Origin of the sequence: Nonomuraea sp. NPDC001831 (assembly GCF_042892035.1) — a bacterium.
Lineage (GTDB): Bacteria > Actinomycetota > Actinomycetes > Streptosporangiales > Streptosporangiaceae > Nonomuraea.
Genome location: NZ_JBIATU010000003.1, coordinates 790929 through 814342, shown reverse-complemented (window position 1 = coordinate 814342; position 23414 = coordinate 790929). Strand labels below are relative to the sequence as shown.

24 protein-coding genes are annotated in these 23414 nt (G+C 72.8%); 15 read left to right on the top strand and 9 right to left on the bottom strand.

Going from position 1 to position 23414, the window contains the following annotated elements:
- Positions 1–864, bottom strand: coding sequence for a sigma-70 family RNA polymerase sigma factor (locus ACFYYW_RS14480; protein WP_387648628.1), 864 nt, complete (start codon positions 862–864; stop codon positions 1–3).
- Positions 865–1082: 218 nt separating this feature from the next.
- Between ACFYYW_RS14480 and ACFYYW_RS14475 the strand changes: the two genes are divergently transcribed.
- Complete coding sequence (locus tag ACFYYW_RS14475; protein WP_387648625.1) at positions 1083–2390, top strand: FAD-binding oxidoreductase; 1308 nt, start codon at positions 1083–1085, stop codon at positions 2388–2390.
- Here the strand turns inward: ACFYYW_RS14475 and ACFYYW_RS14470 are convergent, their stop codons facing one another.
- Positions 2391–3662 (bottom strand): C39 family peptidase, encoded by a 1272-nt coding sequence (locus tag ACFYYW_RS14470; RefSeq protein ID WP_387648622.1) that lies wholly within the window; start codon positions 3660–3662, stop codon positions 2391–2393.
- A gap of 253 nt (positions 3663–3915) precedes the next feature.
- Here ACFYYW_RS14470 and ACFYYW_RS14465 point away from each other — a divergent pair, with 253 nt between their 5' ends.
- Positions 3916–4899: a polysaccharide deacetylase family protein gene (locus ACFYYW_RS14465; protein WP_387648619.1), complete on the top strand. Its 984-nt coding sequence runs from the start codon at positions 3916–3918 to the stop codon at positions 4897–4899.
- A gap of 72 nt (positions 4900–4971) precedes the next feature.
- Positions 4972–5430, top strand: coding sequence for a GNAT family N-acetyltransferase (locus tag ACFYYW_RS14460; RefSeq protein WP_387648616.1), 459 nt, complete (start codon positions 4972–4974; stop codon positions 5428–5430).
- Positions 5431–5457: 27 nt separating this feature from the next.
- On the opposite strand, the gene ACFYYW_RS14455 is transcribed toward ACFYYW_RS14460, so the two are convergent.
- On the bottom strand, positions 5458–5904 hold the full coding sequence (locus ACFYYW_RS14455) for an Lrp/AsnC family transcriptional regulator (RefSeq protein WP_352318847.1): 447 nt from the start codon (positions 5902–5904) through the stop codon (positions 5458–5460).
- Positions 5905–5997: 93 nt separating this feature from the next.
- On the opposite strand from ACFYYW_RS14455, the gene ACFYYW_RS14450 reads away from it, so the two are divergent.
- Together ACFYYW_RS14450 and ACFYYW_RS14445 are read left to right on the top strand one after the other, a co-directional pair.
- Positions 5998–9480, top strand: a complete 3483-nt coding sequence (locus tag ACFYYW_RS14450) for an indolepyruvate ferredoxin oxidoreductase family protein (protein ID WP_387648612.1) — start codon at positions 5998–6000, stop codon at positions 9478–9480.
- A complete protein-coding gene (locus tag ACFYYW_RS14445) occupies positions 9477–10610 on the top strand; it encodes an acyl-CoA dehydrogenase family protein (RefSeq protein WP_357979482.1) in 1134 nt (377 codons plus the stop codon). The genes ACFYYW_RS14450 and ACFYYW_RS14445 overlap by 4 nt, the downstream gene beginning before the upstream one ends.
- A 343-nt stretch (positions 10611–10953) precedes the next feature.
- Here the strand turns inward: ACFYYW_RS14445 and ACFYYW_RS14440 are convergent, their stop codons facing one another.
- The 3 genes from ACFYYW_RS14440 to ACFYYW_RS14430 form a co-directional block, all read right to left on the bottom strand.
- A complete protein-coding gene (locus tag ACFYYW_RS14440; RefSeq protein ID WP_387648609.1) occupies positions 10954–11187 on the bottom strand; it encodes a hypothetical protein in 234 nt (77 codons plus the stop codon).
- 15 nt (positions 11188–11202) lie between these two features.
- A complete protein-coding gene (locus ACFYYW_RS14435; RefSeq protein WP_387648607.1) occupies positions 11203–11631 on the bottom strand; it encodes a hypothetical protein in 429 nt (142 codons plus the stop codon).
- 142 nt (positions 11632–11773) lie between these two features.
- On the bottom strand, positions 11774–12334 hold the full coding sequence (locus tag ACFYYW_RS14430; RefSeq protein WP_387648605.1) for a GNAT family N-acetyltransferase: 561 nt from the start codon (positions 12332–12334) through the stop codon (positions 11774–11776).
- 202 nt (positions 12335–12536) lie between these two features.
- On the opposite strand from ACFYYW_RS14430, the gene ACFYYW_RS14425 reads away from it, so the two are divergent.
- From ACFYYW_RS14425 to ACFYYW_RS14390, 8 genes are all read left to right on the top strand, one after another.
- On the top strand, positions 12537–12857 hold the full coding sequence (locus tag ACFYYW_RS14425; RefSeq protein WP_387648603.1) for a hypothetical protein: 321 nt from the start codon (positions 12537–12539) through the stop codon (positions 12855–12857).
- Between the two features lie 535 nt (positions 12858–13392).
- Entirely contained in the window at positions 13393–13749 is a 357-nt protein-coding gene (locus tag ACFYYW_RS14420; protein WP_387648600.1) for a hypothetical protein, read from the top strand.
- A 53-nt stretch (positions 13750–13802) separates the two neighbouring features.
- The gene (locus ACFYYW_RS14415) at positions 13803–14717 is read left to right on the top strand and encodes a serine/threonine-protein kinase (protein ID WP_387648598.1); all 915 of its coding nucleotides are present in this window, start codon (positions 13803–13805) and stop codon (positions 14715–14717) included.
- Positions 14718–14756: 39 nt separating this feature from the next.
- Positions 14757–15512 (top strand): hypothetical protein, encoded by a 756-nt coding sequence (locus tag ACFYYW_RS14410; RefSeq protein WP_387648596.1) that lies wholly within the window; start codon positions 14757–14759, stop codon positions 15510–15512.
- A 157-nt stretch (positions 15513–15669) separates the two neighbouring features.
- Positions 15670–15843 carry a hypothetical protein gene (locus ACFYYW_RS14405; protein ID WP_352318817.1) on the top strand — a complete coding sequence of 58 codons (174 nt, stop codon included), beginning with the start codon at positions 15670–15672 and terminating at the stop codon, positions 15841–15843.
- A 28-nt stretch (positions 15844–15871) separates the two neighbouring features.
- Complete coding sequence (locus tag ACFYYW_RS14400) at positions 15872–16396, top strand: MauE/DoxX family redox-associated membrane protein (RefSeq protein WP_387648592.1); 525 nt, start codon at positions 15872–15874, stop codon at positions 16394–16396.
- Positions 16397–16405: 9 nt separating this feature from the next.
- Positions 16406–16933, top strand: a complete 528-nt coding sequence (locus tag ACFYYW_RS14395) for a TlpA family protein disulfide reductase (protein WP_387648589.1) — start codon at positions 16406–16408, stop codon at positions 16931–16933.
- Positions 16930–18822 carry an ABC transporter ATP-binding protein gene (locus tag ACFYYW_RS14390; RefSeq protein WP_387648587.1) on the top strand — a complete coding sequence of 631 codons (1893 nt, stop codon included), beginning with the start codon at positions 16930–16932 and terminating at the stop codon, positions 18820–18822. Before ACFYYW_RS14395 ends, ACFYYW_RS14390 begins: the two co-directional genes overlap by 4 nt.
- Here ACFYYW_RS14390 and ACFYYW_RS14385 read toward each other — a convergent pair.
- On the bottom strand, positions 18738–19238 hold the full coding sequence (locus ACFYYW_RS14385) for a S26 family signal peptidase (protein ID WP_387648584.1): 501 nt from the start codon (positions 19236–19238) through the stop codon (positions 18738–18740). The two genes, ACFYYW_RS14390 and ACFYYW_RS14385, sit on opposite strands and share 85 nt — an antisense overlap.
- Before the next feature lie 336 nt (positions 19239–19574).
- On the opposite strand from ACFYYW_RS14385, the gene ACFYYW_RS14380 reads away from it, so the two are divergent.
- Positions 19575–20471: a cation diffusion facilitator family transporter gene (locus ACFYYW_RS14380; protein ID WP_352318804.1), complete on the top strand. Its 897-nt coding sequence runs from the start codon at positions 19575–19577 to the stop codon at positions 20469–20471.
- On the opposite strand, the gene ACFYYW_RS14375 is transcribed toward ACFYYW_RS14380, so the two are convergent.
- Together ACFYYW_RS14375 and ACFYYW_RS14370 are read right to left on the bottom strand one after the other, a co-directional pair.
- Positions 20450–21706: a DUF3500 domain-containing protein gene (locus tag ACFYYW_RS14375; RefSeq protein WP_387648582.1), complete on the bottom strand. Its 1257-nt coding sequence runs from the start codon at positions 21704–21706 to the stop codon at positions 20450–20452. The two genes, ACFYYW_RS14380 and ACFYYW_RS14375, sit on opposite strands and share 22 nt — an antisense overlap.
- Before the next feature lie 20 nt (positions 21707–21726).
- Positions 21727–22434 (bottom strand): FadR/GntR family transcriptional regulator, encoded by a 708-nt coding sequence (locus tag ACFYYW_RS14370; RefSeq protein WP_387648580.1) that lies wholly within the window; start codon positions 22432–22434, stop codon positions 21727–21729.
- Positions 22435–22500: 66 nt separating this feature from the next.
- Between ACFYYW_RS14370 and ACFYYW_RS14365 the strand changes: the two genes are divergently transcribed.
- Positions 22501–23385, top strand: coding sequence for a fumarylacetoacetate hydrolase family protein (locus ACFYYW_RS14365; protein ID WP_387648577.1), 885 nt, complete (start codon positions 22501–22503; stop codon positions 23383–23385).
- Positions 23386–23414: the final 29 nt, after the last annotated feature.

Sequence of the window (23414 nt, the reverse complement as noted above, 5' to 3'; positions counted from 1 at the left end):
TCAGGGCGCGAGGGCGACGTCGAGGGCGGCCAGGCGGGCCGGGTCGGAGACGATGTCGATCTCGGTGATGCGCTCGCCGGACGTCGTGACGCGCAGCACCAGGAACAGCCGGCCGCCGCGCAGCACGCCGATGCCCGGCCTGCCGTCGACGAGCACGAGGTCGGCGAAGCGCGCGCCGCCGGAGTCGGTGAGCGTGCCCTGGGCCACCGGACGGGCGCCGCGCCGCTCGCCGCCCGAGCCCGGCACGTCCGACCGGTGCAGCACGTCGGGGTCGAGCACCGCGAGCAGGGCGTCCAGGTCGCCGGCGCGGGCCGCGGCGAGGAAGGCGGCCACGAGCCTGCGCTGCCGGGCGTGGTCGGCGGCGGGCAGGACGGGCGTGCCGTGCACCCGCTGCCGTGCCCGGCTGGCCAGCTTCTTGGCCGTGGCGGGGGAGCGCGCCACGATCCGCGCGATCTCCCCGAACGGCATCGCGAACAGGTCGTGCAGCACGAACGCGACCCGCTCGGCCGGGCTCAGCGTGTCGAGGACGACCAGCAGGGCGAGCCCGACCGAGTCGGCCAGCACCGCCGCGTCGGCCGGATCGCCGTCATGGACGCTCACCTGGTCGAACCGCTCGCCCTCGACGAGCTGCTCGTCCCTGCGCCGGCGGGCGCGCAGCATGTCGAGGCAGACCCGGCCGACGATCGTGGTCAGCCAGCCGGGCACGTTCGCGACGCCGTCCGTGCCGGCGCGGGCGGCCCGCAGCCAGGTCTCCTGGACGGCGTCGTCGGCCTCGTCGGCCGAGCCGAGCATGCGGTACGCCACCGCCCGCAGATGGCTGCTGGCCAGGTCGAAATGGCCGGCCAGGTCGGCTTGCGCGTTCATCGGTCACCTTTCGTCGCGCCGGGTCGTCATACAGGCGGCTGGGCGACGACGGGGGGCGACCATGGCGGCATCCTAAGCCGTCCGGACGCGGTGAGGGGCCCCGGCGCACGAGCGCGCAGGGGCCTGCCGGCATGTCCCCGGGCCGATCTTTCCGGTGACCGGTCACCTTTCCCGGGCCCGCGTCGTCAAGGTGGTGAGTCTTCATGAAGGAGTGGACGATGACGTACGACAAGCTGCGCACCGCGGTCGAGGGACGCGTGTGGCTGCCCGGCGACGAGGGGTTCGAGGCGGCGGCCAGGGCGTGGAACCTGACCGTGGCCCAGCCGGTGGCCGCCGTGGTCGAGGCGGCCGACGCCGGCGACGTGGCCGCCCTGGTCCGCCATGCCCGCGAGGAGGGGCTGACCGTCTCCGCCCAGCCGCGCGGCCACGGCGCGAGCGGCACCGCCGACGGCGTGGTCCTGCTGCGCACCAACCGGCTGGACGAGCTGGAGATCCACCCGGCCGAGCGGCGCGCCCGCGCAGGGGCCGGCGTGACCTGGGGGGCGGTGCAGACCGAGGCGGGCAGGCACGGCCTGACCGGCCTGGCCGGCAGCAACCCCGCCGTCACCGTCACCGGCTACACCCTGGGCGGCGGCCTGAGCTGGTTCGGCCGCAGGTACGGCTGGGCGGCCGACAGCGTGCGCGCCTTCGACGTCGTGGACGCCGAGGGCCGGCCCGCCCGGGTGACGGAGGAGAGCGACCCCGACCTGTTCTGGGCGCTGCGCGGCGGCGGCGGCGACTTCGCGCTGGTGACCGCCGTCGAGTTCGACCTGTACGCCGAGCGCGCCCTGTACGGCGGCCGCCTGATGTGGCCCGGCCAGAAGGAGGCCGAGGTGTTCGCGGCCTTCCGCGAGCTGACCGCCGACGCGCCGCCCGAGCTGTCGTTGTGGGTGAACCGGGTCCAGTTCCCCGAGGCGCCCCCGATGGTGACCGTGGACCTGGCCTACCTGGGCGAGGCTGCCGAGGCCGAGGACCTGCTGGGCCGGCTCGCCAAGATCGACGGCGTGCTGAGCGACACGCGGGCCGCCATGGCCACGGCCGACCTCGGCGCGATCACCGCCGAGCCGACCGACCCGGCGCCCGCGGTGTCCCGTACCGAGCTGCTGACCGGGCTGGACGCCGGCGCCGTGGAGATCCTGCTGGCCGAGCCGGTCGGGCCGCTGGTCGCCATGCAGGTCAGGCACCTGGGCGGCGCGCTGGCCCGGCCGGGCGGCGGCGCCGGGGGAGCGCTGGCCGAGCCGTACCTGCTCTACCTGCTCGGCGCCGGGATCAGCCCCGAGCTCGGCCAGGCCGTGCGGGCCAAGCAGGACGCGGTCGTCGCCGCCCTGGGCGACCGGGTCAGCGGGCGCAAGCCGTACACGTTCCTGTCGCCGGGCGAGCGGGCGGCTCAGGCGTTCCCCGAGCCGGCGCTCGCCCGGCTGCGCGAGATCAAGCGGTCGCGCGACCCGCAGGGCGTGTTCCGCGCCAACTACCCGGTGCTGGACTGATCACCAGTTGGCGGGCAGGCCCGGCGTCGTGGCGGGCAGCGCGTGGCCGGCCGGGCGGATGACGTAGACGACGCCGCCGCTGCTGGAACTGCGCAGCCACACGTTCTCGAAGTCGGCGCGCGGATAGACGTGGCGGACGGCGTCGTTGCCGGACGAGGCGGGGTCGTTGGCGATCACGTCGCCCGTCGCGGTGAAGCCGACGATCACCATGAGGTGGCCGTCGGTGCCGTAACCGGCGCCGGGCAGCTCGCCCTTCTTGAACGACTGCGAGGTGATCACCGGGATGCCCGCCTTGATCAGCCGCTCCAGCTCGGTCAGCGTGCGCAGGCGGGTGACGAAGCCGTCCAGGCCGTAGCGGCCGGCGTAGGCGGTGTTGAACGGCCAGTTGCCGGCGCCCTGGTAGGCGTGGTCGTAGGTGTAGCGGGCCGCGTGGTCCACCTCGGGGTTCGGGTCGGACGGGTCCACCCAGGAGGTGTCCTGCGCGCTCGGCCACTTGTCCCAGTAGCCGAGCACCATCGTGGTCGAGGTCGGGCTGCACCACGCCTCGCCGCCGCCGTCCCACTCGGGGTAGTGGCCCGCGTGCACGTTCTGGGAGCGGCGCGGGACGTTCAGCTCGACGCCCCACGCCCCGCCGCCGGGGCTGACCGGGACGGTCTTGCGCTCGGGCACGTTCGAGGCCATCGCGCCGAACGTGCGCACCCGGGGCGTCACGGCCGTGCCCGGCCTGCGGTAGAGGGTCAGGCGGAGCTGGTACGCCGACAGCTGCCGCCCGGACGCCGCCACCAGGGTGTCCACGGCGACGGACCCGTCCGCGTCGCCCTGGCCGGCCACGGAGGTGCGCAGGATGTCGCCCTCGGCGTAGGACCAGCGGCCGAGGACGTACCACTTGCTCAGCCCGGCGGTGTTCCTGGCCCTGGCCTCGACCTGCAGCCAGCTTCCCTGGGGCACGTCGGCCGTCCAGGAGGCGATCAGCTGGGTGGCGGGGAAGCCGACCGTGCGCTCGGGGCTGGTCCAGCGGGCGTACTCCCACGTGCTGGTGCCCAGGGCGTCGGTGTAGGAGGTGGTGCCGGCGGCCGCGGCGAACGACAGCCCGTCGGCGGCGGACGTGCCCTCGCCGGTGCCGGTGGCGAAGTCGGCCCGCTGGTAGACGACGTCGGGAACGACCGGACCCGGCTTCGTCCCGGCGACGTCCTTCCCGGCGACGGCGACGGCGGGCGGTTGGAGGGTGGTGGCCAGCAGGAGTCCGGACAGGAGGACGGTCAGCGCGCGCATGAACCCACCTTGCTCGGAAGGCTTCGGATGCGCCCGACAGTAGGGACATCCGGCGGGCAAGACATCGGGAAATCTACGTATGGGCCATGAAGCTTTCCAGGCGCCGAAACTTTCTCTCCCGATCGCCGCAGCTCGTCGCGGTGCGTGCGGTGGCCGGTGGCGAAAGTTTCTGCATTCGATTGACATGTTTCGGCAGGGTCATCACACTCGCGATCGAGCTTCCCCTTACCGCCGCCCGCTTCGGAGGCAGAACATGATCAGGAAATTGCTCGTCCTGGGCGCCGCCTGCACGCTCGCCGCGGGCATCGCGGTGACCTGGGCCAACACCCCCTCGAACGCCGCCGACTGCAGCGGCGGCTACGTCGGCCTCACCTACGACGACGGCCCCAACCCGGCCACCACCTCCAGCCTGCTCAACGCGCTGACCTCCAACGGCCTGCGGGCCACGATGTTCAACGTCGGCCAGAACGCGCAGAACAACCAGGCCCCGGTCCGCGCCCAGCAGAACGCGGGCATGTGGATCGGCAACCACAGCTGGACCCACCCGCACCTGACGCAGCTGAGCGCCGCCCAGATCCAGTCCGAGCTGCAACGCACCCAGCAGGCGATCCAGCAGGCCACGGGCGCCGCGCCGAGGCTGTTCCGGCCGCCGTACGGGGAGACCAACGCCACCCTCCGGACGGTCGAGCAGCAACTCGGCCTCACCGAGGTCCTCTGGGACGTCGACTCCCAGGACTGGAACGGCGCGAGCACCGCCCAGATCGTCCAGGCCGCCGGCCGGTTGCAGAACGGCCAGGTCATCCTCATGCACGACAACTACGCGACGACCATCGCCGCGATCCCGCAGATCGCCGCGAACCTGCGCGCCCGCAACATGTGCGCGGGCATGATCTCGCCGGCGACCGGCCGGGCCGTCGCGCCCGACGGGAGCGGCCCGACCAGCCCGCCGTCGTCCCCGCCGCCCGGCGGCACCTGCACGGCGACCGTCTCCGCGGGCCAGCAGTGGGCCGACCGCTTCAACCTGTCGGTCACGGTCTCCGGCACGAACTCCTGGATCGTCACCGTCACCGTGCGCAGCCCGCAGAAGATCATCGCCACCTGGAACGGCGCCCCGGCCTGGGACGGCACCGGCAACGTCATGACGATGCGCCCGAACGGCAACGGCAATACCTTCGGATTCACCGTCCAGCACAACGGCAACTGGACCTGGCCCGCGGTCTCCTGCCGGGTGGGGTGAGGCCGGTCCCGGTATGGAATGCTCTCCGCCATGCTGATAAGGAACGGGACAATTGACGACATTTCCCCGATCGTGGCGTTGCACGTGGAGAGCTGGCGTACGGCCTACGCGGGCATCATGCCCGACGGTTTCCTGAATGGCCCCCTGGACGACGACCGGCTCGCGCTCTGGCGGGAACGGCTGGACCCGCCCGTCCGGGGAGCGGGCCTGTTCGTCGGCCACGACGACGAAGGGCAGCTGCTCGGCTTCGCCTACCTGCTGCCGGCCCCGGACGGCCGGATCCTGCTCGACAACCTGCACGTGCGGCCGGGGAGCACGGGCTCGGGCGCCGGATCGCGGCTGCTGCGGCACGGGCTGGCCTGGGCGGCGGACGAGCATCCCGGCCGGGAGGTCTACCTGGAGGTGCTCAGCGCGAACACCCGGGCCATCGGCTTCTACGAACGGCACGGCGCACGCCGCACCGACGAGCGGATGTGCCGTTTCCCGCAGGGGTTCGAGCTGCCCGAGCTGGAGTACGCCTGGCTGAACTGACCCTCCGGCGACGCGCGCCGCAGGCGGTCAGGTGAGGGCGTCGCGCGTCCAGGAGCCCAGGACCAGCAGGGATTTGGTGCCGGTGACGTTGCCGGCCCGGCGCAGCCGGTCGATGACCTGCTGGAGGTGCCCGAGGTCGCGCACCCGTACGTGGATCAGGGCGTCGGGGTCGCCGGCGATGGTGAAGACGGCCTGCACCTCGGGCACGTCCGTCGCGGTGCGGACGATCTCGCCCACCGGCGTGGTCCCCGGGTACCGCAGCTCGGTGAACGCCTCGATGCCCCAGCCGAGCTTGGCGTAGTCGATCTGGACGGTGAACCCGGTGATCACCCCGATCTCCCTGAGCCGGTCGACCCGCCGCTTGACCGCCGCCACCGACAGTCCGACCTGGTCGGCCATCTCGGAGAAGGTGCGGCGGCCGTCCTCGCGCAGCAGCCGGAGCACCTGATGGTCGATGTCGTCGATGTCCGGCATGTGAGGATCCTCCTTGGTGACGCAAAGATCTTCTGCGCCAGAATCGCCCAGCTCACATTATTTGCGTCTTCGTTGTGGTTTCACGTCTGATACTTGCGCACAGTAGCTCTCCGTTGCTGTGCTGGGAAACCCCACATACGCATTGCCCGCCAGGAGGTTCGCGTGAGCGTGAACAGCGCGACCGTGTCGCTCGACGACAAGTACGCCGCGCCGGACGGCCGGGTGCTGATCTCCGGCATCCAGGCCCTCGTCCGGCTGACCCTCGAACAGCGGCGCCTGGACCGGGAGCGCGGCCTGAACACCAGGGCCTTCGTCTCCGGCTACCAGGGCTCCCCGCTCGGCGGCCTGGACCTGGAGATGGGCCGCGCGGCCCGCTTCCTGGACGAGGCCGGCGTCGTCTTCAAGCCCGGACTCAACGAGGAGCTGGCCGCGACGGCCGTGGCCGGCACGCAGCTCCTCGGCCAGGTCCCCGGCCGCAGCCACGACGGCGTCACCGCCTTCTGGTACGGCAAGAACCCCGGCCTCGACCGCGCCGCCGACGCCATCAGGCACGGCAACATGGCCGGCACCGCCGCGCTCGGCGGCGCGGTGGCCTGGATCGGCGACGACCCCGGCTGCAAGTCCTCCACCGTGCCCAGCTCGTGCGAGCCGATGTGCCAGAGCCTGTCGATGCCGCTGCTCGCGCCCGGCTCGGTCGCCGAGATCATCGAGTTCGGCCTGCACGCCGTCGCGCTGTCCCGCGCCACCGGCCTGTGGACCGGGCTGAAGATCGTCGCCGACATCGCCGACGCCTCGGCCACCGTCGATCTGGGCGTGCCGTACGACATCCCCTTCCCCGACCACGCCGACCGCGGGAAGTCACCGATCCTGGTCGGCCCCTCCGCCCTGGACGCCGAGTACGACCTGCTCACCCGCAGGCTGGAGCTGGCCCGCGACTACGGCCGCAGGCACGGGCTCAACCGCGTCATGCGCGACGCCCCCCGCGCCACGCTCGGCATCCTGGCCTCCGGCACCACGTACGCCGTGGTCCTGCGCGCCCTGGCCGACCTCGGCCTGGACGAGAACGCCACCGAGGACCTCGGGCTGCGCCTGATCCGGCTCGGCATGCCGTTCCCGCTGGCCGAGGCCGACCTGGCCGCCATGACCTCCGACCTCGACCGGGTGCTGGTGGTCGAGGACAAGGTGCCGTTCCTGGAAGGGCAGCTCAAGCAGGCCCTCTACGGCGGCGAGCGCGCCCCCGTCGTGTCGGGCCGGGACCTGCTGACCGCCCGCGGCACCCTCGGCGCCGAGGACGTCGCCAAGGCGCTGGCCGCCTGCCTCGGCCCCGACCGGCTCCCGCGCGGGACGGTCCACCTGTCCCGGCCCGCGTCCGCCGCGCGCCGCCTGCTGCCGATGGTCGCCGCGCGCACGCCGTACTTCTGCTCCGGCTGCCCGCACAACTCCTCCACCCGCACGTCCGACGACACGCTGGTCGGCGTCGGCATCGGCTGCCACGCCATGATCGCCCTCGACGGGCACGGCCGCGGCACCCAGATCGGCATCACCCAGATGGGCGGCGAGGGCGCCCAGTGGATCGGGCTCGCGCCGTTCACCCGGGACCGGCACTTCGTGCAGAACCTCGGCGACGGCACCTTCCACCACTCCGGCTCCCTGGCCGTGCGGGCCGCGGTGGCCGCCGGGGTGACGATGACCTACAAACTGCTCTACAACGACGCCGTCGCCATGACCGGCGGCCAGCGCGCCGAAGGGCGGCTCGACGTCCCCGCGCTCACCCGCTCGCTGGCCGAGGAGGGCGTGCGCAGGATCGTCATCACCACGCCCGAGCCGGAGACGTACCGCGGGGTGCGGCTCGCGCCGATCGCCTCCGTGCGGCACCGCGACGACCTCGCCGACGTCGAGCGGGAGCTGGCCGCGCTCGACGGCGTGACCGTCCTGCTGCACGACGACAAGTGCGCGGCCGAGGAGCGGCGGCTGCGCAAGCGCGGCAAGCTGCCCACCCCGACGGCGAAGGTCGTGGTCAACGAGCGCGTCTGCGAGGGCTGCGGCGACTGCGGCGACGTCTCGACGTGCCTGTCCGTCCAGCCCGTCGAGACCGAGTACGGCCGCAAGACCCGCATCCACCAGCCGTCGTGCAACTCCGACCTGAGCTGCCTCAAGGGCGACTGCCCGTCGTTCCTGCTGGTCGAGCCCGGCACCAGGGCGCCGCGCGAGCTGCCGCCGCTCCCGGTGCGGCTGCCGGAGCCGGTCGTCCGGCTCGACGGCGACGCCGAGACGCTGATCCGGATGCCCGGCATCGGCGGCACCGGCGTCGTCACCGTCTCGCAGATCCTGCAGATGGCCGCCCACCTCGACGGCCTGCACGCCGCCGGCATCGAGCAGACCGGCCTCGCGCAGAAGGGCGGCCCGGTCGTCAGCGACGTGCGCATCGCCAAGCGGCCGGTGGACGGCTCGGTGCGCGCCTCCCGCGGCACGGCCGACGTGCTGATCGGGTTCGACCTGCTCGGGGCCGCCGCCGACGCCAACCTCGCCGTCGCCGCGCCCGGCCGGACGGTCGCCGTGGTGAACACCTCCATCGTGCCCACCGCCGCCATGGTCACCGGACGGGCGACCGTGCCCGGCTCCTCGGCCGACGCCGTGGTCAGGCTGGAGTCGGCCACGGAGGGCGCGGACAACCTCTACCTCGACGCCCACGAGCTGTCCGAGGCGCTGTTCGGCGACCACATGCCGGCCAACATGCTGCTGGTCGGCGCGGCGTACCAGCACGGCTGCCTGCCCGTCTCGGCCGCCTCGATCGAGGCGGCGATCAGGCTCAACAAGGCCGCCGTCGAGCAGAACCTCGCGGCCTTCCGCTGGGGCCGGGCCGCCGTCGCCGACCGTGAGGCGGTACGCCGGGCCGCGCTCGCCGAGCCCGCCGAGCGGCCCGAGACCGGCCTGGAGGAGACGCTGGCCCTGCGGGTGGCGGACCTGACCGGCTACCAGAACCAGACCTACGCCCGTACGTACGAGAGCGACGTCAGGCGCGTGATCGCCGAGGCGGCCAGGCGGGCGGGGGAGGAGGCCGGCGCGCGCGTCGGGCTCGCCTACGCCCGCTCCCTGCACAAGCTCATGGCCTACAAGGACGAGTACGAGGTCGCCCGCCTGCACCTCGACCCCGAGGAGCAGGCCAGGCGCGAGCGCGAGTACGGCGCCGACGCGGTCGTGTCCGTGCTGCTGCACCCGCCGCTGCTGCGCGCGATGGGCATGAAGCGCAAGATCCGGCTGCGCCGCTCCGCGCCGGTGCTGTTCCGCGGCCTGCGGGCCGCCCGCGTGCTGCGCGGGACCGCCCTCGACGTGTTCGGCCAGGCCGAGGTCCGCCGGGTCGAAAGGGAACTGATCACCGAATATCGTGATCTCATGCGTGCCGCCCTCGCCCGGCTGACCCCCGGCACGATCGACGCCGTCGCCGAGATCGCCGGCCTTCCCGAGTCGATCCGCGGGTACGAGGACATCAAGCTCGCCCGCGTCGCCGAGTTCCGTGAGCGGGCCGCGGCCGCCCTGGCCCGCCTCGCCGAAGCCGCACCCAAGGAGTCGTCGTGACCGTTGACCGCCTGCTCCCCGACCAGGACGCCAAGGACCTGATCGAGCTGACCCGCGACATCGCCGACAAGGAGCTCGCGCGCCGGGTCGACGAGCACGAGCGCGCGGAGACGTACCCGGAGGGGCTGTTCGCCACCCTCGGCGCGGCCGGGCTGCTCGGCCTGCCCTACCCCGAGGAGTTCGGCGGGGGCGGCCAGCCGTACGAGGTGTACCTCCAGGTGATCGAGGAGCTGGCGGCCCGCTGGGCGGCGGTCGCGGTGGCGACGAGCGTGCACACGCTGGCCTGCTTCCCCGTGGCCGCGTACGGCACCCCCGAGCAGCGCGAACGCTGGCTGCCCGACATGCTGGCCGGACGGATCGTCGGCGGCTACAGCCTGTCGGAGCCGCAGGCGGGCTCGGACGCGGGCGCGCTCACCTGCCGCGCCGAGCGCACCGAGAGCGGCGACTACCGCATCACCGGCAACAAGGCCTGGATCACCCATGGCGGCATCGCCGACTTCTACGCCCTGTTCGCCCGTACCGGCGAGCGCATCTCCTGCTTCGTCGCGCCCGGAGCGGCCGAAGGGCTGACGTTCGGCCGCCCCGAGGAGAAGATGGGCCTGCACGCCGTGCCGACCACCAGCGCCCACTGGGACGGCGCCGTCATCGACGGCGACCGGCTGATCGGCGAGGAGGGCCAGGGCCTGCAGATCGCCTTCAGCGCCCTCGACTCCGGCCGGCTCGGCATCGCCGCCTGCGCCGTCGGCCTGGCCCAGGCCGCCCTGGACGAGGCCGTCGCCTACGCCAAGGAACGGCAGACCTTCGGCAAGCGCATCATCGACCACCAGGGCCTCGGCTTCCTGCTGGCCGACATGGCGGCGGGGGTGGACAGCGCGCGGGCGACGTACCTGGACGCCGCCCGCCGCCGCGACGCCGGCCTCGACTACAGCCGCCAGGCCAGCGTGGCCAAACTGGTCGCCACGGACACCGCCATGAAGGTCACGACGGACGCGGTCCAGGTGTTCGGCGGCTACGGGTACACCAGGGAGTTCCGGGTGGAGCGCTACATGCGCGAAGCCAAGATCATGCAGATCTTCGAGGGCACCAACCAGATCCAGCGCCTGGTCATCGCCCGCCAACTCGCCAAGTAGCCCGTGACCTGTGAGAACCCCGCTTCCCTGTACTGGGAAGCGGGGTTCTCCGTGGTGGATTTCGGCTTGAGATGATCACGGTTCCGTCCCTGATCCGTGAGAGACCTCGCGCGGACGGAACAGCAGGGCGTCGATCGCCTTCCGAGCGCGGTCGTGGGAGCCGGGCAGCAGATGGGCATAGACGCGGAGCGTGAACCCCGGGTCAGCGTGGTCAAGGTACTCCACTCTGGAGGCGGGATGACGCGTGCTTGAACCGATGGGGATAGGTCGTGTCCAAGCTGCCGATGCGGATGGATTGCGTCGTTGATCTGCTGCGCTTGCGGTGGGCCGACAGCAAGGTGCCTCAGTACTCGAGAACACCATGGGCGGCCACCACGTCACTTGACGCGTTCGGCCGCACCTCGGTGATGCGCTCAGCCAGCAGCAGCGCAGCGGCGAGCCCGCCCTCCGGCTTGCCGTCGGCCAGCCCGAGCTCGATCCGGTCGGCCAGGAAGTCCTCCGCGATGCCGTCCTCACCGCCGCCGAACAGCGGATCGAAGGTCAGGATGTTGCGACCGTCGGCGTAATGGTTAGCCATGATGGCTTCCCCGCTCTACTTCGCATGTACGGTCACCGCTGCTCGCGGCGCGTGAAAGATCAAGCGAAGTATGAAGGTGTCCAGGGTGAACATGTCGGTGCCGTCCCAGTCGAACTGCCCGACCTGCCCCGGCGGGGCATCGGGGAAGGCGGCCACACAGTCGTGGCCCTCCTGGTCCTCGGTCCATTCGACGAGGCGGACGTCTTCGAACCGGAAGACCACGACAGGCGTCTTCGACAGTTCGGGTGGAGTCCACTTTGGGGCGTAGATGAATTCCAGTTCCAACGTCGGTGGCCTGCCGGGCTTGTAGGTCAGGCGCCTGAAGTCGGTGTCGTGAAGGTAGACGTGGGCACCCTCCTCGGTCCAGAACTCGTACAGCCCTCCCGGGGAAGTGATGCCACGATGCTTGTCCTTGGTCACACCGGCGAATTCGGTCACTGACATGAGGACATAGTCCTACGGACCGGGACGATCTCGCATGTTCCGGCGACGTGGTGACAGCGACGTCCCCACACACGGACTGACTTCGACCACCGTCCACCCCCGCCTGACTAGGGTCTCCGCCATCATTTTCCGTGTCTCGCGTCTAGCGGACGTGGTTGGCAGGGGCTTCGAAGATGAGGCCGCGGCCGTCCTCTTCGTCCCAGTCCTCTCCGACCTGGACGAAGCCGAAGCCCGCGATCGTGGCCAGGGACGCCGCGTTGTCGGGGCTGATCGTCGCCCGTACGGTCTTGACCGCCGGATCGGCTGCGGCTAGGCGCAGCAACTCGATCAGGATGGCTCGGCCGTACCCCTGGCGACGGAACTCGGGAGCGACCGCGTAGCCGATCTCCACCATGCCCGTCTCGTCGGGCGGTCCGTGAAAGCCGGCATGGCCGACGACGACACCGTCAGGCCCGGTCACCGCCTGCCGCACCATCCAGGCTGCGTGGTCAGGGTCGGCGGCCATCTGGTCAATCCGAACCCGCCACAGCCATCGTGCTCTGTCTGTCAGGAAGTAATCGGTCAGAACGACCCCGGCCGTATCACTGGCTGTGGCCAGATCTCCGTCGAGCAGAGCAGACATCGCGGTGCTCGACAACTCGACGAAACGCACCTGCTTCGGGCTGGTGGGGAACGACGTCTGGCGATCGGCTTCATCTGTCACCGTGCGATGGTCGCAAGGTGTCCGACAGACGTCCACGAGTTTTTGGCTGGCGTGCGGCGCTCACCGTAGGGGCAGCTGCATGCGCGCCGGATGACGGGCCTTGATTGCTAGCGTAACAGATAGTAGTTAAATCATTACTCTATGCTTATGGTGGTGGGGATTGGGTGGCATCCGCCGCTCCTGTCCCGAAGGGAAACCGATCATGCGACGCATCCCGATCGCACTGGCCGCGCTCGCCGCCGCCGGTGCCGTAGTGATGGCCCCGCTCGCCACCGCCCAGGCCGCCAGCGCTGTTTCGCTCAACGCGCCGATGGCGCGGGCGGGCGAGGTCATCACGTGTCAGGAGGTGGACGTGCAACTGCCGGACATCTTCGCCCGCGCCTGCGACACCGGCCATTGGGGGCCTCTGTCCGACTTCGTCATCAATTCCAGAGACCGGGCCGTCTACCGCTGCGCCACCGGCTGGGCCGAAGGCAGCCTGTGGGTCCGTGGCCAAGGATGCCGGCGACTCCAGACCTCCTGACCGGCCGACGGTTCAGGCCGACGGTTGAGGCCGGTGGCTCAGGCCGGTGGCCCGAACCGTCGTGGGCGCGTGGGGGAGTCCGTCCGGGAAGTGTGCGAAACGCCGGGACTGGTGACTGCATCGTGAGCGCCGCCGGTCCGGCGGCGGCCGGGAGCGGCCGGAGGGCCGCTCACCCGGCGGGCCGATCCGCCAGGCGGCGCCGAGCGTTCCCGCCGGCCCTCCGCCCGCGCCCCGCCCAGGCGCCCTGCCCAGGCGCTCTGCCCAGGCGCTCTGCCCAGGCGCTCTGCCCAGGCGCTCTGCCCAGGCGCTCTGCCCAGGCGCCTTGCCCAGGCGCCCCGGCCGCGAGCGGCCTGACCGGCAACCCGTCGCGACCGGGCGACCGGGCGGGTGCGCGGCAGGTCCTGGCCGGTGCCTACCGGACGCCGGAGCGCCCCCACAGGGAGAGCGGCATACCTGCCCAGCGCGGACGCTTGGTCGAACCCCGGGTACGGACGGTGACGACAGCTCGGAGCGCTTCACACGGGGGACGACGTCCATGACCGCGATCACCTTCGACCACGCCGCCACCGGCTACACCCTGGCCCAGGCCCGCCGCCTGGCTCACGCCGCCGCCCTCGCCTGCAAGGACGAACCCGTGGTCCGGGCCACCGCCAGCAGCTGGGGCTTCGACCGCGTCAGGTGCTTCCGCGTGCCGCACGCCGCGCCTTTCCCGCTGGAGGACACCCAGGCGTACGCCGCGGCCAGCGACCACATGATCGTCGTCGCCTTCCGCGGCACCCAGCCCGAGGAACTGCGCGACTGGCTCTCGGACGCCGCCGAGAGGCCGCTCCGACGCCGTCCGGGCAGCGCGGTGGTGACGCGGCTCCGGAGGGGGTGCTCCGCAGCGACCTGACCGCTATGTAAGCATTGAGGAGATCTTGTCGGTGGACGCTAGGGTGAGATCTCGTGCAGTCGCTCACGCCGGAGGACTTATCCCGGATCGGCCCCTATCGGCTGGTCGGGGTGCTGGGGCGAGGCGGTCAGGGAACGGTTTACCTGGGGCAGGGGCCGTCCGGCGAGCAGGTCGCGGTCAAGGTGCTGCACGCCGATGCCGCGGCGGACGAGCACGCACGCCGCCGCTTCCTGCGCGAGGCCGAGGCGGCCCGCCGGGTGGCCGCGTTCTGTACCGCACGGGTGCTGGACACGGGCCTGGTGGGCGGCAGGCCGTACATCGTCAGCGAGCACATTCCGGGGCCGTCGCTCGACCGGCTGGTCAGGACGGAGGGGCCGCGTTCGGGCAGCGGGCTGGAGCGGCTCGCGGTGGCCACGCTCACCGCGCTGGCGGCCATCCACCGGGCCGGGATCGTCCACCGCGACTTCAAGCCGCACAATGTGATCATGGGTCCGGAGGGGCCCGTGGTGATCGACTTCGGGATCGCCAGGGTGACCGCCCAGACGGCCACGCACAGCGTGGTGGGCACCCCCGTCTACATGGCGCCGGAGCAGTTCGGCGGAGCGCCGATCACCCCGGCGGCCGACCTGTTCAGCTGGGCGGCCACCATGGTCTACGCGGCCACCGGGCAGCAGGCCTTCCGTGGCGACGCCCTTCCCGCGATCATGCACGCCATTCTGACCCGCGAGCCCGACCTGTCGTCCGTGCCGCCGGAACTGCGTCCGGTGCTGGCGGCGTGCCTGGTCAAGGAGCCCACCGCCCGTCCGGACGCCGCGACCCTGGTACGCCGCCTGACCGGCGACGAACCCCCGGCCCCACCCGCGCCGCACGGACCGTCCGGATGGGCTGTCCCTCCCCAGCCGCACGGGCCGTCCGGATGGGACGTCTCTCCCCAGCCTGCACCCGGCGACGGCGGCGGACGGTCGTAGAGGACCGCCCTGGCCGTCGGCTCTGGAGCGGTCGCTCTGGTGCTGGCAGTGGTGGGCGTAGGAGTCGTGGTCAAGGGCGCGGTCCGGGGAGCGCCGTCGATCGGCCCGCTCTCCACCGCCGCTTCCACCCTCCAGCCGAGCCCCTCCGACACACCGATGCCATCACAGACACCAGCCCAGACACCAGCCCAGACACCAGCCCAGACGCCCTCGGAAAAGCCGCGCGAGGACCCGTTCACCCCCGCCGACCTCGACAAGGAGAGCACGGACCCGACCCCGATCACGGCCGACGCCCTGCTCCCGCAGTCCTTCACGAGTGCCATGGGGATACGTTTCAGCCGTAAGGCGGCCGGGGTGGAGGACTGCCCGAGCCCGTGGCCCGTCGCCAGGGTCAAGTCCGCCCTGCGCAAGGCGCGCTGCGACGACATGGCCGTGGGCGTCTACGTCGGCTCGGGCGCCCCGAAGGGACGTGTCATGGTGACCGTCTGGGTCGTCCCGCTGAAGGACTCGGGCCGGGCCCGCGCCGCGTACGCGAGGCTCAAGGACGTCCAGGCGCAGGAGTGGGGCATCCGGTGCCCGCAGACCGGTCCGGGGTCGACCGGAATCTGCTACACGTCCAACTGGTGGGACGTGCAGCTGTCCCCGTGGACCGGACGGCGCGGCCGGTACGTGATCCGCACCCTGGCCGTCCACACGAACCTCACCAGAGCCGCCGCCGCGGCGAAGTGGCTCAAGGACGCCTCGCGCGCGGCGTTCGAGAAATCAGGCCCCCTGGCCCAGCAGAACGGACAGTGAACAATCCGGCGGCCTACGTGCGCATAAAGGTCAGATCCGAAATGTCAAGATCACTTGCTGCTCAAAGCCGTCTCCAGTCTCAGCCGATCTCTCCGTTAACTCCGGTCCCTTGCTGGGCGACGTTGATCGCGTAAAGATCCCCACGCAAGGAGCTGCCATGATCCGCGCACTCAACCAGCTGGGAGACCGCCTCCTCGACAAACTCCTCCCCTCGGCGAACGCCTCGGCCGCGTGCTGGACCGACTGGTGCTGCCAGGGCAAGTTCTGCCGGACCTGCTGCTACCACGACTCCAGCGGCACGGTCAGCTGCGGCAGCTTCGACTACTGCTGACGACTCCTCCCGATCTCCCATGACAGCCATGCAGTACGTCGCGCTGGCCTGCCGGGTGGCGCTGGGCGTCGTCTTCCTGGTCGCGGTGGCCGGCAAGGTGCGCGGCAGGTCCGCGTTATCCGGGTTCCGCGGGTCCGTGCGCGGTCTGGTCCCTCTGGGGCCGCGGGCCGTCACGGCGCTGAGCGGCGCCGTCGTCCTGGCCGAGGGGTGCGTCGTCGTGCTGCTGGCGGTCCCCGGGACAGTGCGGGCCGGCCTGGTGCTGGCCGGCACCGTCCTGGTGGGGTTCTGCGCCGGCATCGTCAGGGCGATGCGTTCGGGCGCCACGATGCCGTGCCGGTGCTTCGGCGCCGCCGGGACGCCGCTCGGCCGCCGTCACCTCGTCCGCAACGCCGGGCTGCTCGCGCTGGTCGCCGCCGGGCTCGTGCCGGGGCACGCCGCACCGCATCCGGCGGGCGTCGCCCTGAGCGTGCTGGCCGGCGGCGTCCTCGCCGTCATCGTGATCTTCTTCGACGACCTCGCCGACCTGTTCGCCGCACAACCGCGTCACCCCTGAGGAGCCCGCATGCCCTATCTCGTCGCCGCCGTCGTCATCGTCGGACTGTTGTGCCTGGTCAACCTGGTGCTGACGCTGGCGGTGATCCGCCGTCTGCGCGCGCACACGCTGCGGCTGTCGGAGCTGGGGCCGACGCGTCCCCCGACGGTGCAGCCGGGCACGACGATCGGCGAGTTCAGCGCGGCCACCGCCGACGGCGGGACCGTCTCGCGCGCGTTCTTCTCGGGGATCTCCGTGGTGGCGGTGTTCTCCACCGAGTGCGCGTCCTGCCACGAGCTGCTGCCGGAGTTCACGGCCTACCTCGCCGACACGCGTCCGGAGCGGGTGCTGGCCGTGGTCACGGGCGACCCGGACGAGGCCCGGCGGTTCACCCGCGAGCTGACCTCGGCCACCGTCGTCGTGGAGCCGATGGGCGGCCCGGTGAGCAGGGCGTTGCAGGTCTCGCAGTTCCCGAGCTTCCTCCTGGTCGACGGTGACGCGGTGGTCGTGGCGGCCGACGGCGCACCGGGCAGGCTGCCGGCGGTCACCCGCCGATGACCCCTCCGGCCGGGCCCGGCGGCGCCGCCCGGGGACGGCGTGCGCGCGCGGCCGTGGGGCTCGCCTGGCGGGCGCACCCGGCCGCCGTCCTGGGGTCGGGGATCGCGGTGCTGCTCATGGGGCTGGTCCCGGTGGCCGCCGCGTGGCTGACCAAGCTCGTCCTGGACGGCCTGGCCGCCGGGGCGGGGCCCGCCGAGCTGCTGCCCCCGGGGGTGGCCCTCGGCGTGACCGGCCTGGCCGGCGCCGCCCTGCCCGCGGTCGCGGAGTACGCCCAGGAGCAGCTCCGCCGCGCGCTCCAGGTGCTGATCCAGGACCGGCTGTTCCAGGCCGTCAACGCCCATCCGGGGCTGAGCCGGTTCGAGAACCCGGCCTTCCACGACCGCATGCGGCTGGCGCAGGAGGCCGGGCAGAACGCGCCGCAGCGGATCGTCCGCTCGACCCTGGGGATCGCCCAGGGGGCCGTCACCCTCGCCGGGTTCACCGCGGCGCTGGCGGTGCTCGCGCCGGGGATGATCGTCGTGGTGGCGCTCTCCGCGATCCCCTCGGTCCGCGCCCAGCTCGACCTGTCCCGGCGTCGCGCGGGCATGATGTGGGGCGTCAGCTCCAGGGCCCGGCGGCAGATCTTCTTCGCCGGCCTGCTCACCAGTCCCGACGCGGCCAAGGAGATCCGCCTGTTCGGCCTCGGTGACCTGCTGCGCGGCCGGATGCTGGCCGAGCTGCGCGCGGTCAACGCCGCCGAGCAGGGGCTGGCCCGCCGGACCCTGCGCACTCAGGGCGCGTTGTCGCTGGTGGGGGCGACCGTCGCGGCGGCCGGGCTGCTGTGGGCGATCATCGCCGCCGCGTCGGGCGCGCTGAGCGTCGGCGACGTCGCCGTGTTCGTCGCGGCCGTGGCCGGGGTGCAGTCGGCGCTGGCGTCGATCGTCGGCCAGTCGGCGGACGCGCACAACGCGCTGCTGATGTTCGGGCACTACCTCGACGTGGTGGCCGACCCGCCCGACCTGCCCGTGCCGCGGCGGCCGCGGCCCGTCCCGGCGCTGCGCGAGGGCATCGAGGTGCGCGACGTCTGGTTCCGCTACGACGACGCCCATCCGTGGGTGCTGCGCGGGGTCGACCTCTTCGTCCCCCGCGGCGGCTCGCTCGCCCTCGTCGGCCTGAACGGCGCGGGCAAGAGCACCCTGGTCAAACTGATCTGCCGGCTGTACGACCCGGTGCGCGGGTCCATCCTGTGGGACGGCGTCGACCTGCGCGAGACGGACCCCGCCGAGCTGCGCGGCCGCATCGGCGCGGTCTTCCAGGACTACATGTCCTACGACCTGACCGCGGCCGAGAACATCGGGCTCGGCGACGTCACGGCGATCGGCGACCGGGAGCGGGTCGAGGACGCCGCCCGGCTGGCCGGCGTCCACGAGACGGTCGCCGGGCTGCCGCGGGGCTACGACACGCTGCTGAGCCGCATCTTCTTCGGCGACCGGGACGACCCCCAGGCCGGAGTGGTGCTGTCCGGCGGTCAGTGGCAGCGTCTGGCGCTGGCCCGCGCCCTGATGCGGAAGGGACGCGACCTGCTCGTGCTGGACGAGCCGAGCTCCGGCCTGGACGCGCAGGCCGAGCACGCCATCCACCAGAGCCTGCGCCGCCACCGCGCCGGACGCACCAGCCTGCTGATCTCCCACCGGCTGGGCGCGGTCCGGGAGGCGGATTTGATCGTCGTGCTCGCCGAGGGCCGGATCGCGGAGCAGGGCTCGCACGCCCAGCTGATGGCGCTCGGCGGGGAGTACGCGAGCCTGTTCACCCTCCAGGCCCAGGGCTACGAGCCGACGCCCCCTCCGGACTCGCGGACGGGCGACATCGCCCGGACGACGACGCCGAGCACCCGGTCGAACGGCACGTAACCCCACACCCGCGAGTCCTCGCTGACCGGCCCGTCACCCAGGACCACCAGCCGCCCGGCCGGGACGGTGTCGCCCGGCGACGCCCCCACCCGGCCCGCGACCTCGGGCGGAACCGGGTCGCCCGGCACGGCCACCGCCCGCTTGATGAACCACGTGGCCGCCCCCGGCGCCGGCAGCGGACCGGTGCGCCACTCACCCCCGGGCGGCAGCGTCTGCAGCACCACGACCTGGCCGCGCCGGACGCCCGCCCCCGTCGTCCTGCGGACGAGCACCCGGTCGCCGGTGCGGTAGGTCGGCAGCATGCTCGCCCCGCTGATCCGGACGACGACCAGGCGCCGCCGGGCGACGGCCAGCCCGGCGGCCAGCCCGGTGGCCAGGGCCGCGATCGGGGCCAGCAGGATCAGGACACGCCGCACGACGCCCTCCCAAGTCGATCATCACCCGGTGACTGCCGACACTAGCGGCGGATCTCCTCGCCGGACACCCCGGACGGCCCGGACGGCCCGCCGAAGGGGCCGCGCACCTCACGGGCCCGGCACGTCCTGTTCTCTCGGGTGCGGGCCGTTCCAGGCTACGAAGATGCACGACGCGCATCAATGCACGTTGTGCATGTCCATTCGGACGCCGGACCGAGGTGTGTTCGCCGGCCCACGGGGCAAAGGCACGCATCCGACAGCTCACCCGCACGGGAGGAACGTGATGACGCGACAGCCTGTACGAGCACCGGTTGCGGCACCGGGTGCGGGGGCGGCGTGAGCGGTAAGGGCTCGCAGGAGGCGACCTACGCGGCGCTGGCCGCCAACCTGGGGATCGCCGTCACCAAGTTCGTGGCGTTCTTCTTCACCGGCTCGTCCTCGATGCTCGCCGAGGGCATCCATTCCTTCGCCGACTCGGGCAACCAGGGGCTGCTGCTGCTCGGCCAGTCCCGCGCCAAGCGCGGGCCCACCCCGTCCCATCCCTTCGGCCACGGGCGCGAGCGGTACTTCTACGCCTTCCTGGTCTCGGTCGTGCTGTTCTTCGGCGGCGGCCTGTTCGCCCTGTACGAGGGGTACGAGAAGATCAGCCATCCGAAGCCCCTGGAGAGCTGGCCGTGGGCGATCGGGGTGCTCGTGGGCGCGATCGTCATGGAGGGGCTGTCCCTGCGCACGGCGGTGCGCAACGCCAACCGCGCCCGCGGGGGCCGGTCGTGGCTGCGCTACATCCGCGAGGCCAAGGCCCCCGAGCTGCCCGTGGTCCTGCTGGAGGACACCGCCGCCCTGCTCGGGCTGGCCTTCGCCCTCATCGGGGTCACGCTCACGCTGGTTGTCGGCGACCCGGTCTACGACGGCATCGGCTCGATCGCCATCGGCGTGCTCCTGATCATCGTGGCCGTCACCCTGGCCACCGAGACCAAGAGCATGATCATCGGCGAGGCGGCGTCGCCGGAGGTCCAGCGGGCCATCGAGGAAGCCCTGCGCGAGGACGACGCCGTCGCCTCCTTCACCCGCCTGCGCACCCTGCACCTGGGCCCGGAGGAACTGCTCGTCGCCGCCCGCGTCACCGTCGCCGAGCAGGGGGACGCCGTGGCCGAGGCGCTGGCCAAGGCGGAGCAGCGCATCCGCGAACGCGTCCCGATGGATACGGTCGTCTACCTGCAGCCCGAGGCCTGATCCTGCCACTGCCGGACCCACGAGCGGCCGTAGTCGTTGCCGTGCGGCGTGCGCAGCACGGTGTGGACGTGGAACGGCTTGGGCGTGTCGTAGTCGAGGAAGACGCCGCGGTGGTGGTCCAGCTCGGCGACGAGCACCGGTGACTGCAGCCGGTAGTAGAAGACGTCGCCCGGCCGGTGGCCGCCGATCCAGCAGAACCAGGTCTCGTCGAGGTGCGCGGCGATCTCGCGCAGCCGGGCGGCGCGCGGCCCCGCCGGAAGCAGGCCGACGAACGACTCCGCGACGGCCAGCGCGTGCTCCCGGGCCGCCGCGGGCATGGCGGCGACCCGCACGCCCTCGAACGGGATCACGCGGTTGTCCTGGAACGCCCCGGCCAGATGGCGTTCGTCCCCCGGATGCACCCGTCCCTCGGGCATCGCCGGGTCGACCATGTGCTCGTAGACGACGGCCTGCCGGCGCTGCTCCTCGGGCAGGGCGGCCATCAGCCGCAGGCCGCGGGCGACCCGGTCGGCGAACAGGTCGCGCAGGCCGGCGTGCGGACCGGCGTCGATCTCGTCCGGCTCGGCGCCGAGGAACACCGGCGACAGCGCCATGCGGCCCTCGACGACCAGGCAGTTGAGCGCGCAGTGGTGGCCGTAGAGCTGCCAGCCCCAGGGGGCCCGCGGGCCGGGCGTGCCGTAGAGGGCGAAGTTGTAGCTGAACTCGTTGAGTATCGTCTCCAGGCCGACGACCTCGCCCAGGAAGCCGTTGACCCGCATCACCGCGCGGACGAGCCGGCCGCCCTCGGGCGAGAGCGAGGCGGCCACCAGCGCCAGCGCCTTCTCCCTGACGGCCGGTGGTCGCAGGTCCAGCCGCAGGCCGGTGTCGAACTGCAGGAACTCCGGGTTGGCCCAGGTCTGCCACGCCACGGCGTCGGCCTCGTGCGAGAGGCGTTCGCGGCCCTCGTCGTCGAGGCAGGCCAGCAGGTCGCGGGCGGCCGACACCATCGCGGCGACCGGCGCCTCCTCGCCGGGGGCGGCCGGGGTCAGCGGGTACAGGCCGTCCCGCAGGACGCCGTCCTCGGTGACGCCGCGGAAGTCGCTCCCGTACAGCGGGGTCCAGCCCTCGATCAGGCCGCCGGTGAACGTCCCCGGTCTCCTGGCCAGCTCGCGGTAGGCGTAGGGGTCGAGGCCGCGCACGCCGGCCAGCCGCGGGTGGTCGTGCGGGAACAGGTACTGGCGGAACTCGCCGGGCATGAGGGGCTCTCCGGTCTGTCTCAGACGGTGGTGTTGTGCCGGGCGACGGCGGCCCGCACGGCGCTCTCGTCGCCGGCCGCGATCGCCTCGACCAGGTCGGCGTGGATCTGGTGGCGCAGCTCGCGGTAGCCGGCGCCGGCCGCGTCGTCGGGACGCGGGGACGCGGCGCCCAGATGGCCGAGCGTGCCGATGTAGACGGCTCGGGCCATGGCGTTCGGGCTGATGGCGGCGATGCGCTCGTGCAGGGCCCAGTTGGCGCGCATGAAAGCGTCCCAGCCGGGCGCGGCGCGCAGCCGCCGCAGCAGGCGGCGCAGGTCGGCGACGTCCCGGCGGGTGCGGTGGCGGGCGGCGCCGACGTCGATCAGCTCCTCCAGGTGGTCGCGCAGCTCGACGGCGTCGGCCACCGTGCCCGGCTCCTCGGCGACGCCGAGCAGGGTGTGCCGCAGCCGCACCACCGGGCCCGGGTCGGCGACGAACAGCCCGCCGCCGCGGCCCGGCCGGATCTCCAGCACGCCCCGGTCGCGCAGCAGCCGGACGGCCTCGCTGACCGTGGCGTAACCGAGGCCCGTCTCCGCGCGCAGCGACTCCAGCGTGCCGACCGGCTCCCCGGGACCCAGCCCGCGCGACTTGATCCGCTCGTCGAGCGCGGCGGCCAGCCGCTCGGCCCGCGTGCCCGCGCCCTGCCCGAGCGCGGCGTCCGGTTGTCCGGGCGAGGAGGAGTAGGGCATAGTCCGGATCCAACCACAAAACCTGCGAACCTTTAGCAGGTTTTCGCCGCGGTGAGGAGAAGAGCGATGAGGATCGTCGGGATCCGCCGGAACGCCGCCGGGGGCGTCGAGGCCGGCGCGTTGTCGGCCGACGGGGCCGAGGTCACCGTGCTCGCCCCGCTGGAGCGGTTCTGGGCCGGCGCGGCCGCCTTCCTGGCCCGCGAGCCGGCCGGCGAGCGGGTCCCGGTCGCGTCGGTCACCCTCGTGCCGCCGGTGCTGCCGCAGGCGCGGGTGATCTGCATCGGGCTGAACTACCTCAGGCACGTCGCCGAGGGCTCCTACGCGGGGGACGGCGTGCCGCCGCACCCGACGCTGTTCGCCCGCTGGACGCGGTCGCTGACCGTGGGCGGCGTCCCGGTGCCGGTGCCCTCGGGCGAGGACGGCCTGGACTGGGAGGGCGAGGTGGTCGCGTACGTCGGCGCGCCGCTGGTGGACGCGGGCCCGGAGGAGGCGCTGGCCGCGGTCGCCGGCTACTCGGTCTTCAACGACCTCACCGCGCGCAGGGCGCAGAAGCTGACCAGCCAGTGGATCCTCGGCAAGAACGCCGACCGGTCCGGCCCGCTCGGCCCGCTGGTGCCCGCGTCCGAGGTCGGTGACCTGCGCGACGGGCTGCGGGTGCGGACCCGGGTGAACGGCGAGGTCGTCCAGGACGGGCGCACCGACGAGATGGTCTACGGCGTCGGCGACACGCTCGCCCTCATCTCGCGCACGTTCACGCTGCGGCCCGGCGACCTGCTGGCCACCGGCACGCCCGCCGGGGTCGGCTACGCGCGCACCCCGCCGTGGCTGCTGCGGCCCGGCGACGTTGTCGAGGTCGAGGCCGAACGCCTGGGCAGCGTGCGCAACCCGATCGTCGGCAACGACGCGCGGACGCTGACGGGCGCCGGAGGGGTGACCACGCCGGAGGGGTGACCGTTCCGGAGGGGTGACCGCGCCGGAGG

What these genes read in the sequence shown, in the direction of transcription:
- ACFYYW_RS14480 (WP_387648628.1), bottom strand. Translation starts at nt 864, where the DNA reads ATGAACGCGCAAGCCGACCTGGCCGGCCATTTCGACCTGGCCAGCAGC.
- ACFYYW_RS14475 (WP_387648625.1), top strand. Translation starts at nt 1,083, where the DNA reads ATGACGTACGACAAGCTGCGCACCGCGGTCGAGGGACGCGTGTGGCTG.
- ACFYYW_RS14470 (WP_387648622.1), bottom strand. Translation starts at nt 3,662, where the DNA reads ATGCGCGCGCTGACCGTCCTCCTGTCCGGACTCCTGCTGGCCACCACC.
- ACFYYW_RS14465 (WP_387648619.1), top strand. Translation starts at nt 3,916, where the DNA reads ATGATCAGGAAATTGCTCGTCCTGGGCGCCGCCTGCACGCTCGCCGCG.
- ACFYYW_RS14455 (WP_352318847.1), bottom strand. Translation starts at nt 5,904, where the DNA reads ATGCCGGACATCGACGACATCGACCATCAGGTGCTCCGGCTGCTGCGC.
- ACFYYW_RS14440 (WP_387648609.1), bottom strand. Translation starts at nt 11,187, where the DNA reads ATGGCTAACCATTACGCCGACGGTCGCAACATCCTGACCTTCGATCCG.
- ACFYYW_RS14435 (WP_387648607.1), bottom strand. Translation starts at nt 11,631, where the DNA reads ATGTCAGTGACCGAATTCGCCGGTGTGACCAAGGACAAGCATCGTGGC.
- ACFYYW_RS14425 (WP_387648603.1), top strand. Translation starts at nt 12,537, where the DNA reads ATGCGACGCATCCCGATCGCACTGGCCGCGCTCGCCGCCGCCGGTGCC.
- ACFYYW_RS14420 (WP_387648600.1), top strand. Translation starts at nt 13,393, where the DNA reads ATGACCGCGATCACCTTCGACCACGCCGCCACCGGCTACACCCTGGCC.
- ACFYYW_RS14405 (WP_352318817.1), top strand. Translation starts at nt 15,670, where the DNA reads ATGATCCGCGCACTCAACCAGCTGGGAGACCGCCTCCTCGACAAACTC.
- ACFYYW_RS14400 (WP_387648592.1), top strand. Translation starts at nt 15,872, where the DNA reads ATGCAGTACGTCGCGCTGGCCTGCCGGGTGGCGCTGGGCGTCGTCTTC.
- ACFYYW_RS14395 (WP_387648589.1), top strand. Translation starts at nt 16,406, where the DNA reads ATGCCCTATCTCGTCGCCGCCGTCGTCATCGTCGGACTGTTGTGCCTG.
- ACFYYW_RS14390 (WP_387648587.1), top strand. Translation starts at nt 16,930, where the DNA reads ATGACCCCTCCGGCCGGGCCCGGCGGCGCCGCCCGGGGACGGCGTGCG.
- ACFYYW_RS14375 (WP_387648582.1), bottom strand. Translation starts at nt 21,706, where the DNA reads ATGCCCGGCGAGTTCCGCCAGTACCTGTTCCCGCACGACCACCCGCGG.
- ACFYYW_RS14370 (WP_387648580.1), bottom strand. Translation starts at nt 22,434, where the DNA reads ATGCCCTACTCCTCCTCGCCCGGACAACCGGACGCCGCGCTCGGGCAG.
- ACFYYW_RS14365 (WP_387648577.1), top strand. Translation starts at nt 22,501, where the DNA reads ATGAGGATCGTCGGGATCCGCCGGAACGCCGCCGGGGGCGTCGAGGCC.